The following is a 9402-nucleotide window of genomic DNA, read 5'->3' as shown; positions in this document are numbered from 1 at the left end:
ACCACAACCGTACCAACGGGGGGATTTTTTCCTCAACTGTCAAAGTCCGCCGAAATCACATCTCTACAGGACGCTTGTGGAAACAGTTGCGGCGTCAATTGTTGGGCGGCCAATGCCGCTGGAATGCCGACGGCCCCCATAAAGGGAACGTTCGGCTCGGGTGCGCTCCTACTCACCGTTACAAGGTCTCGCCCATCAAACGTTCGACCCCTACACAGACTGCGACCCTCCTCAGAAAATCGACAATCCGGCCGCGGTGTTGCGCGCCATAACCGAAATTATCTCGTAGAACAAGTTGGCGGCCAGCAGTGAGGTTTGTCCTCCCGGCCCATCATACGGCGGCGACACCTCCACAATGTCCATGCCAACGACGCGCCAACCGACCAGCCTGCGAATAACTTGGACTGCCTGCCAACTGGTGAGTCCTCCCACCTCGGGCGTTCCCGTAGCTCCAGCAAAGGCTGGGTCGACAACGTCAATATCCCACGAGATGTAGAGTGGCCGCTCCGGCGAAAATCGGTCGAGAATCCGCTTCATTGTTTGGTCGACGCCGTCCCGATGAAAGTCATCGATAAACGTGATGTCAATGTTGTGATCATGGGCGAAATCCATGTCGTTGACCCCATATTGGCTTCCCCGGATTCCGGCCTGAGATACTACATCCACCAGCCCCTCCTCGACCACCCGGCGAAGCCACGTGCCGTGGGTATACTTTTTTCCCTCCCAGTATTCGTCCCAAAAGTCGAGATGGGAATCGAAATGAATCAGATTGACTGGGCCATGCTGCTTTGCCAGTTCCCGGAGAACCGGCAGCGTGATAGAGTGATCGCCACCGCAAACGAGCGGGGCCGTCCGGCGTTGCATCAAGAGCGCGACGTCGTTCTGAACCTTCTCGAAGGTCTCCAAAACGAATCCGGGGATGATATCCACATCGCCCCAATCCACCACGTTGAGGATGTCAAACGGGGCGACATTCATAAAAGGGTTAAACGGCCGTAACAGGCGGGAATGTTCGCGAACTGCCGACGGGCCCATCCGCGCCCCCGAACGAAACGTGGTTCCATCATCAAACGGCACTCCGACAAAGGCGAGATCAATGTCGGACAACTCGCGCTCATAGGGAAGCCTTGCGAAGGTCGCGATCTGCGCAAAACGCGGCGACGTCATAGCGTTCCGCTGGCGGACATCGCGCTGATGGTTTTTTGACATCTTAATCCCTCCCTTGATGGACCAATACCGTTGACCTTATCCCTCGGCTATTTCCGCTTGGACATCCTGGTTGGCACGACTACCGCGGCTGAGTAAATAGTACAGTGGCGCCGACACCGCGAGGCCTATTAGCCAGGAGATGTCCCCGCCGCCCATGGCCTTAGCCACCGGCCCCTCGTAAAACGTGGCGTCCATGAAGGGAATTTCGACCAGTACACCGATTACGTAGACCAGCATGGTACGCCAATTGACACGATGATAGATGCCGTCCAGCTTAAAAATGTCGGCAATCCGATATTCGCCGTTACGCACGAAATAGAAATCGACCAGATTGATGGCCGTCCACGGGATGAGGAAGTAAGCGAGGAACAAAATGAAGTTGCTGAAGTCATTGAGGAAGTTTCCTTGTCCGGCGACAGCAAGTCCTGTGCCAATAATCGCCATAATAATCACAAATGTCGTTCGTGTTCGGCGATTAACAGCAATGTTCACGACTGCTTGGGTACAGGTAGTCGTTGACATAAAAGCCCCATACAAGTTTAAGACGTTTACCGCAATTATGCCGAGCATAATCACCAAGAACATCAACACCGCCCATCCACCCCCGCCCAGCAGGTGAGCGACGTTGGCGCTCGAGTTGTTAAGGAAGTTTTTGATTCCGACAGTCAGCACGGATCCCAGCGTCATCATCCAGACGCTGCTGAGAACGGTACCGGCGTAGGTAAAGCCGAACGTCCTACTGATGGATGTGCTTTTCGGCATGTACCGAGAGTAATCCGCCACATAGGGCGCGTAGGAGATTTGCCATGTAACCGCAATCGTGAGCATCAAGAGAATCATGGGCCAGTTGGGGTGAGCCAGCGACCAGGTTCCGTGGGGCATTGGCAGCGAAAAGGCCTTGACGGTCACGATGATAAAAACGACGGCAAAGACCAGCGATAACCACCGTTCAACCGCGTGAATCAAGTCATATCCGACAATCGTCACAGCAGTAGCCACAATGCTGAGAATAATGATGGCCGGATCTATGCTCACAGAACCACCCGTGAGCCCTGACAGCGCCTGTCCCCCGATCACACCACTGGAGGCGAAGAAGCCGAGATACATCAAAATGACAATGACCAAGGGGATAATGGCTCCGACCACCCCGAATTGCGCCCTGCTTTGAATCATTTGCGGGATGCCTAATTTCGGACCTTGAGCCGAGTGATAGGCCATGAAAATAGCTCCAACGAGATTGCCTACAAGGATTACCACGATAGCCCACGCCAAATCCAGGCCCAAGGTCACCGCTATGGCGCCGGTCACTAGGGGTGTGAGCTGCATGTTGGCGGCGAACCACACGGTAAAGAGGTTGGAAATGTGTCCATGGCGCTCCTCTTCCGGAATAAAATCGATCGAGTGTTCCTCGATTTGCATCGATATTCTCCTTTCCCAGATGAACCTATAGGACTGCACCAGGCACTGAGCGACCCATCACTTTCTTACGCTTGTGTTATCGCTTTGTTCCACCAGCGGCCTTGCGACGTGTCTGGTCCGTCCCTGCATCGCTCGGTCTACTCCCGGATCCCATCTACTTTCGCCTGCAAGGAGGCTCTGGTACTTCCAGTCCATAAATTTCCGATATGAATTGACTTATTTCTACAGGTGCATGATACCATCCATATTGCATAAATTCAACCAATAAAAAGTAAAATACTTATAATTTCGGTAATGGATAGAAATGGCGTGGTTGCTAGTTGTGATTTGTGATAACATACCAGGCGAAGATGCTACCTCGCCAATCTATTACGATAGATATGCATCACTTCATTCTTGAGCTTTCGGGGTGAACACGATGTCGATAGCAACATTAGATGAATTGAAAACTCAGGTCTCCGATCAAGGATCGTCGTCTAGCGCGTTCCGTCAAATCGGACAGTATGTGGCCGACCATTTACGTGACGTGTCGCTGATGTCCGCCGTAGAGCTCGCGGAGGCCTGCGACGTCAGCCAATCGACGGTCTCGCGGTTTTGCATGAGCCTTGGGTTTTCGGGCTTCGCAGACTTCGTGCGAACACTGCAAGACCTAGTCCGCGAAGAATGGAAGGCGCCGGATCGGACACGCTATTTGCATCATCCGACGCCCTCCGAGGACGACCCCCTAATTGCCGAAGAAATGACCAACCTGTCTCAGCTTCCCTTGATTTGCGAGAGTACCGAGGCTAAGGCCATGGTCCAGTTTATCCTGCGATCGCCCCGTCTTGTCTTAGCGGGGGCCCGTGCGTCGGCAACGATGATGCCATATGCAGCATATTTCTTGAGCAAAATCCGAGATAGCGTCGAATGTGCGACACCTGACACGCCCCAATGGACAGCCCTGGCGTCACACGTCCAACCGGACACCGCCGTTCTTGCGTTCGTCTTCCCCCGGTATTCCGCCGTGCTCTTGGATTGGCTCGCTGACGTGGCGCGCTGGGCCACGCCCATTGCCGCCATCACCGACCGGCCTCATACACCCGTTGAGTCGCTCGCCCGTCCAGTGGCTGTCGTGCCGGTCGCGCGGGCGTCGCTTTTTGATTCCTACGCGGCTGTCATGGTGTTCATCAACTATCTCATCCGCGAGGCGGCGGCGGCCACCCCCAACATTGAGGCCCGGCTGCAGGCCCTCGAAGACTACGAGACGCGGCGCCACGTCTACCGACCGTAACAAAGGAGCCAACTATTGTGACCTCGCCCATCAGTTCAGAACGATTAATGCAGCGCATCGTCGAATTCGCCGCCATCGGAAGAGACCCCGGCGGCGGTATTACGCGCCCTTTTGGTAGCGATGCGGACTTTGAGGCCCGGACTGCGTTTCACCGAGAAGTCATCGAGGCCGGTCTCGAGTACCAGGTCGATGCCGCCGGTAACCAATGGGGGCGCATGCCAGGGCATGAGGCGTCAGCCAAAACCATTGCTGCTGGTTCACATCTAGATACCGTGCCCCACGGAGGAGCCTATGATGGGGCAGCGGGTGTTCTCATGAGTTTGGAGGTGCTGCAATCGTTAGCGGCCCGAGGCTACCGCAATCGCCATCCATTGGCAGTCGTGGCATTTACCGGCGAAGAACCCAATCCCTTTGGACTCTCTACCCTAGGAAGTCGGCTCTACACGGGCCGGCTTGGCAGCGCGCAACTAATGACCCACACAAGCGATAATGGCCGCTTACTCACTGAGGCCTTACGACGCGTGGGTGGCGACTTAGCGAACTGCGACAGCCTCGATCCGGATGAAATTGGAGCCTTTATTGAGCCCCACATTGAACAAAGCGGGCGGCTTGACGCCGCGGATCTGCCCATCGGCGTGGTTGACCGCATCACCGGGATCTATCGCGACCACATCACCCTGACTGGGGAACAGAATCATGCGGGCACGACGGTGTTGGCCCACCGCCGAGACGCGCTTCACGCGTTCAGCCATGCGGTATTGGCGTTGAACGCCCTTTTGCGTGAGCCGTGGCCGCACTGGATGGTAGGCACAGTGGGGCAAGTGCACGTGTATCCCAACGCGGTGAACATTGTGCCGTCCCAGGTAGTGTTCACCGTCGAGATCCGATCTACCGACGTCGATCAGCTCCAGCACGCCGCTGAACGCTATCGACAGCGCCTGGAACAAGCGATGACGTCGCTTAGTATCGCAGTCACTATTCGCAATATTTTGAACCAAGCACCACAACCGCTTTCTGCTGACCTGCAACGTATTCTCGTCAACGCCGCCCAATCCCGTGGCGTTGCCCCGCCCATCTTAAATAGTTGGGCGGGGCATGACGCGACCCATATGGCGCGCCGAGTTCCCACCGGCATGCTGTTTATTCGCAGTCTGGCGGGAAAGAGCCACTGTCCAGACGAAGCGAGTCGCGCCCCCGATCTGGCGATGGGCGCAGAAATCTTGCACGACGCGCTAATCGCGCTCGATCAAACGCTGGAGGAGGTAGTAACCGGTGTTAAGGCGCTATGAAGCCGAATACGTACTGTTTCCGACAGGGCTTGAACCCAACGGATGCCTCATTGTGAATGACACGTCCGGCCAGATTGTCGCAGCAGGAGCCCGCGACGTTCTGCAAAGCGAATATCAAGACGTGCCGGTCACCCTCTGGCCCAACCGCCTCCTAATGCCGGGAACGATTAACGTTCACGCCCACGCCTTTCAGCATTTGGCGCGGGGTCGCGGCGTCGACCGTCCGTTTCTCACATGGCGAGACGAGGCCTTGTATCGCCTCACCCCGCATCTGGACCCCGAGACCTTGTATCTGGGCAGTCAGCTCGCCTTTTTGGAAATGCTGCAAGCTGGCGTCACCACGGTGGCGGAATTCTTCTATCTCCATGGTGATGGACTGGCGTCGGATCGAGCCGTCATTCAAGCGGCCAGGGACGTAGGAATCCGGCTCGTATTGGCGCGGACTTTTTACGATTGGAACGGCGCCCCGACCGCGTATCGCGAAACCATCGACCAGGCCGTCCAGCGCACCCAGACCCTGGCCGCGGAGGTCGCCGATGACCCCCAAGTGATAATTCACATCGCACCGCACAGCCTGCATGGCGCATCCGACGCGATGATCCGCGAAGCCCACGCCTTGGCTCGAGAACTCCAGGTGCCATGTCACATCCATGTTGCGGAAGAACCTTTCGAAGTTGACGAGGTCCGCTCCCGTACGGGCCACACACCGGTCGCACACCTCGCGGAATTAGGGGTGTTGGGCCCGAACACGATTGCCGTCCATCTGGTCTGTTTGACGGACGGGGATATTGATCTGGTAGCCGAAACCGGCACTCGCTGGGCCTATTGCCCATCGAGCAATCTGTTTTTGGCGGATGGCATCGCCCCACTGCGCCAACTACTTGCACGGCAGGTCGTGGCGGGATTGGGAACCGACGGTGGCTGCAGCAATAATCGGGCCAACCTCTTTGAAGAAATGCGGATGGCCGCCCTCGTGCATAAAGGAGTTTCGCGCGATGCAACCGTTCTAGGCCATGACCGGGTTCTTGAGATGGGCACGATCGGCGGATCAGAACTTCTCCAGCTTCCCACAGGACGTCTTGAACCCGGCTTTTATGCCGACTTCATCGGGATCGACCTGACCCATCCCTCGCTCATTCCCTGGACTGAAAGCACCCTCGCCGCGAACGTGGTGTACGCGATGCAGCCTGACGCCGTCCGCGACGTGGTCGTCGCCGGGCGACCGGTTGTAAGGGATGGTGTGCATCGGGCGATCGACAATACACAGCTGAACCGCCAAGTTCAAGCACTCGTCAACGGGTGGAGCCCATGATATGACGCACGATTTTCATCACATCCTACGGAGGAGGCATAATCCATGAATTGGTTTCGTCACGACAATATCCACGCGCCCCGAGGAGCCACACTGCACTGCCGCGGGTGGGGCCAAGAAGCAGCCCTGCGGATGTTAATGAACAATCTCGACCCCGCGGTAGCCGAAGATCCAGCGCATCTCATTGTCTATGGAGGACGCGGCCGGGCTGCACGATCGTGGGACGCCTATGACAAAATTGTCGAGACCTTGATGAAACTGGAAAACGACGAGACACTTCTCATTCAGTCGGGCAAGCCAGTAGCCGTCTTCCGGACCCAGCCCAGTGCTCCCCGCGTTCTCATTGCCAACAGCAATCTGGTCGGCAAATGGGCCTCCCTCGATGAGTTCAATCGCCTTGAAGCTGAGGGTCTCACCATGTACGGCCAGATGACTGCCGGATCGTGGGTTTATATTGGTAGTCAGGGTATTATTCAAGGTACTTTTCAGACCCTGGTGGCACTAGCCACACAGCATTTTCAGGCGGACCACCTACGCGGCCGTCTCTACGTATCGGCGGGTCTGGGCGGCATGGGCGGCGCTCAGCCGCTCGCGGCCAAAATGCTTGAAGGCGTCGCCCTGATCGCCGATGTCGATCCGCGGCGGATCCAGCGCCGACTGGATTCAGGTTACCTAGACGCCGGAATGACCAGCATTCCTGAGGCCGTAACCCGGGCCCTCGAAGCAAAGGCGCAGGGTGAGTCCTACACGATCGGAATTCAGTGCCATGCCAACGAACTCCTCGCCTACTTACGCGAACGTCACATCGTACCGGATATCTTGTCCGACCAAACAGCTGCGCACGACCCCTTGGTCGGATATATACCGGACGGGTATGGCGTCGACGAGGCGGCGGCGCTCAGAGCCAAAGACCCTACAGAGTATCTTTGTCTCGCCCGGGCCTCCATCGGACGCCATGTGGAACAGATGCTAAGTCTTCAAGCGGCCGGAGCCGTCACCTTTGACTATGGGAACAATATTCGCCGCGAAGCGTTGGATGCCGGCGTTGACCACGCATTCGATATCCCCGGCTACGTCCCCGCCACGATTCGGGAACTCTTCAGTGAAGGCAAAGGGCCGTTCCGCTGGGCTGCCCTCTCCGGCGATCCTGAGGATATTTATCGGATGGACGATCTTGCTCTCGAAATGTTTGGCGATAATCCCCTTCTACGCCGGTGGTTCGCCCTGGCTCGGAAATATATTCATTTCCAAGGCTTACCCGCCCGTATCGCGTATATGGGCCAGGGCGAGCGCGATGCCTTTGCCCTCAAAGTAAACGACCTGGTCGCCCAAGGTGTCCTGCATGCCCCGGTAGTCTTCGGACGCGATCATCATGATACCGGATCGGTGGCATCTCCCTATCGCGAAACGGAGGCCATGCAAGATGGGTCGGATGCGATTGCCGACTGGCCCATTTTAAACGCCCTGCTGAATGTTGCCTCCGGGGCGCATTGGGTCGCTTTCCACCATGGCGGCGGAACGGGCATTGGGTATTCCCTGCATTCGGGGGCCCAGACCGTCGCAGATGGGTCCTCGGACAGTGCGGACCGGCTCGCTCGTGTTCTCTGGAATGATCCCGGGATAGGGGTAGTGCGCCACGCTGATGCGGGCTACGAAAAGGCCCAGCGAACACTGGAGGCATTTCCCGAGCGTTTCAACACGCCGCTTCTGGGACCCACCCACGTACCCACGAACAAGTAACCACTGCATAAAGCGGGCCGAGGGCCATCTCATCGCCGGATCGGATGCCCCCGCCCCGCTCTTATGCCATTCACGTCGAGGAGGATCTGCTGTGCGACTCACGTTGACCCACGGGCGAATTTATCAGGACCGTACCCAAAACCAATGGATTGTTGAGCCGAACGGTGCGGTCATCATCGACAACGGCCGCATTACCGCGGTGGGGCCGACCAGCCAATTGCTATCCCAAGAGCGAAATCTGGGAACCGTGGTCGATGTCGAAGGACGCGCCGTGGTCCCTGGCTTCATCGATTGCCATACGCATCTCCCTTTTGCCGGATGGCGAGACGATGAATATGTGGCACGGCTTCAAGGGGTCTCCTATGAAAGCTTGTCTCAGAGGAAGGGCGGGATCGCCCGCTCTAGCGATCAATGGGCGACTGCCTCCGATACCGAGATTCTCACCCTTACCACGCAATTAGCCACTGAAGCGCTAGCATGGGGCACGACCGTGCTCGAAATGAAGACGGGGTACGGCCTCACTCTCGATGAAGAGATGCGGGCGCTGCGTCTCATTCAGCAACTCATGGATCAACTGCCTCAGGACATCATTGCCACGGGTCTCTTCCTCCATGCCCACCCGCGGACTGGCAGCAAATCCGACTGGCTTAACACAGTCCGTAGTCAATTACTACCACAGGCCGCCGCGATGGGATTTTTGTCGGCGGTCGACGCGTTTGTGGAGCGTACGGCTTACAGTCCCGCCGAGGTGGCATCGGTTTTCGAATCCCTACCCGCCAACCTAACCGTTCGTCTACACACCAACCAATTTTCCCAAATTGGCGGAATCGAGCTGGGGGTGCGGCTGGGGGCACGTTCGGTTGAACATCTGGAATGCCTCAGCTTGGACGAAATCGACCTTATGGCGACTCACCACATGGCGGCAGTGATTATGCCAGGTGCCGCCTTCTATGGAGGAGCTGGAGGCTACGCGCCGGTTAGGAAAATTCTTGACCGGGGAGTTCACCTCGCTCTGGCCACCGATTTTAACCCAGGCTCAAGCCCCATTGGCAACTTGCCCACTGTGGTGGCACTGGCCGTCAATCTCCTAGCAGCTTGTGTGAATAGTCCCGAACATCCGGCGCAAAAAGGACTTCGCGACCCGGATGGCGAAATAAAAACTT

At 57.0% G+C, this 9402-nt stretch carries 7 protein-coding genes; 5 read left to right on the top strand and 2 right to left on the bottom strand.

Annotation, left to right across the window (positions count from 1 at the left end; translation table 11 throughout):
• Positions 1 to 231: 231 nt before the first annotated feature.
• Together speB and HIJ39_RS19660 are read right to left on the bottom strand one after the other, a co-directional pair.
• Positions 232 to 1209 carry an agmatinase gene (gene speB, locus HIJ39_RS19665; protein ID WP_169102737.1) on the bottom strand — a complete coding sequence of 326 codons (978 nt, stop codon included), beginning with the start codon at positions 1207 to 1209 and terminating at the stop codon, positions 232 to 234.
• Between the two features lie 36 nt (positions 1210 to 1245).
• Positions 1246 to 2628, bottom strand: coding sequence for a purine-cytosine permease family protein (locus tag HIJ39_RS19660; RefSeq protein ID WP_169102735.1), 1383 nt, complete (start codon positions 2626 to 2628; stop codon positions 1246 to 1248).
• A gap of 418 nt (positions 2629 to 3046) precedes the next feature.
• Here HIJ39_RS19660 and HIJ39_RS19655 point away from each other — a divergent pair, with 418 nt between their 5' ends.
• From HIJ39_RS19655 to HIJ39_RS19635, 5 genes are all read left to right on the top strand, one after another.
• The gene (locus HIJ39_RS19655; protein WP_169102733.1) at positions 3047 to 3898 is read left to right on the top strand and encodes a MurR/RpiR family transcriptional regulator; all 852 of its coding nucleotides are present in this window, start codon (positions 3047 to 3049) and stop codon (positions 3896 to 3898) included.
• Positions 3899 to 3915: 17 nt separating this feature from the next.
• Positions 3916 to 5187 carry a hydantoinase/carbamoylase family amidase gene (locus HIJ39_RS19650; protein WP_169102731.1) on the top strand — a complete coding sequence of 424 codons (1272 nt, stop codon included), beginning with the start codon at positions 3916 to 3918 and terminating at the stop codon, positions 5185 to 5187.
• Positions 5171 to 6499 (top strand): amidohydrolase family protein, encoded by a 1329-nt coding sequence (locus HIJ39_RS19645; protein ID WP_169102729.1) that lies wholly within the window; start codon positions 5171 to 5173, stop codon positions 6497 to 6499. Before HIJ39_RS19650 ends, HIJ39_RS19645 begins: the two co-directional genes overlap by 17 nt.
• Before the next feature lie 45 nt (positions 6500 to 6544).
• Positions 6545 to 8239, top strand: a complete 1695-nt coding sequence (hutU, locus tag HIJ39_RS19640) for a urocanate hydratase (RefSeq protein WP_169102727.1) — start codon at positions 6545 to 6547, stop codon at positions 8237 to 8239.
• A 91-nt stretch (positions 8240 to 8330) separates the two neighbouring features.
• Positions 8331 to 9402: amidohydrolase family protein (locus HIJ39_RS19635; protein ID WP_169102725.1), on the top strand; the 1072-nt coding region annotated here is incomplete at its 3' end.

Origin of the sequence: Sulfobacillus harzensis (assembly GCF_012933365.1) — a bacterium.
In the GTDB taxonomy this organism is placed as follows: domain Bacteria; phylum Bacillota; class Sulfobacillia; order Sulfobacillales; family Sulfobacillaceae; genus Sulfobacillus_B; species Sulfobacillus_B harzensis.
The sequence above is the reverse complement of the archived record's forward strand: the minus strand, read 5'-3'. Positions and strand labels throughout refer to the sequence as shown.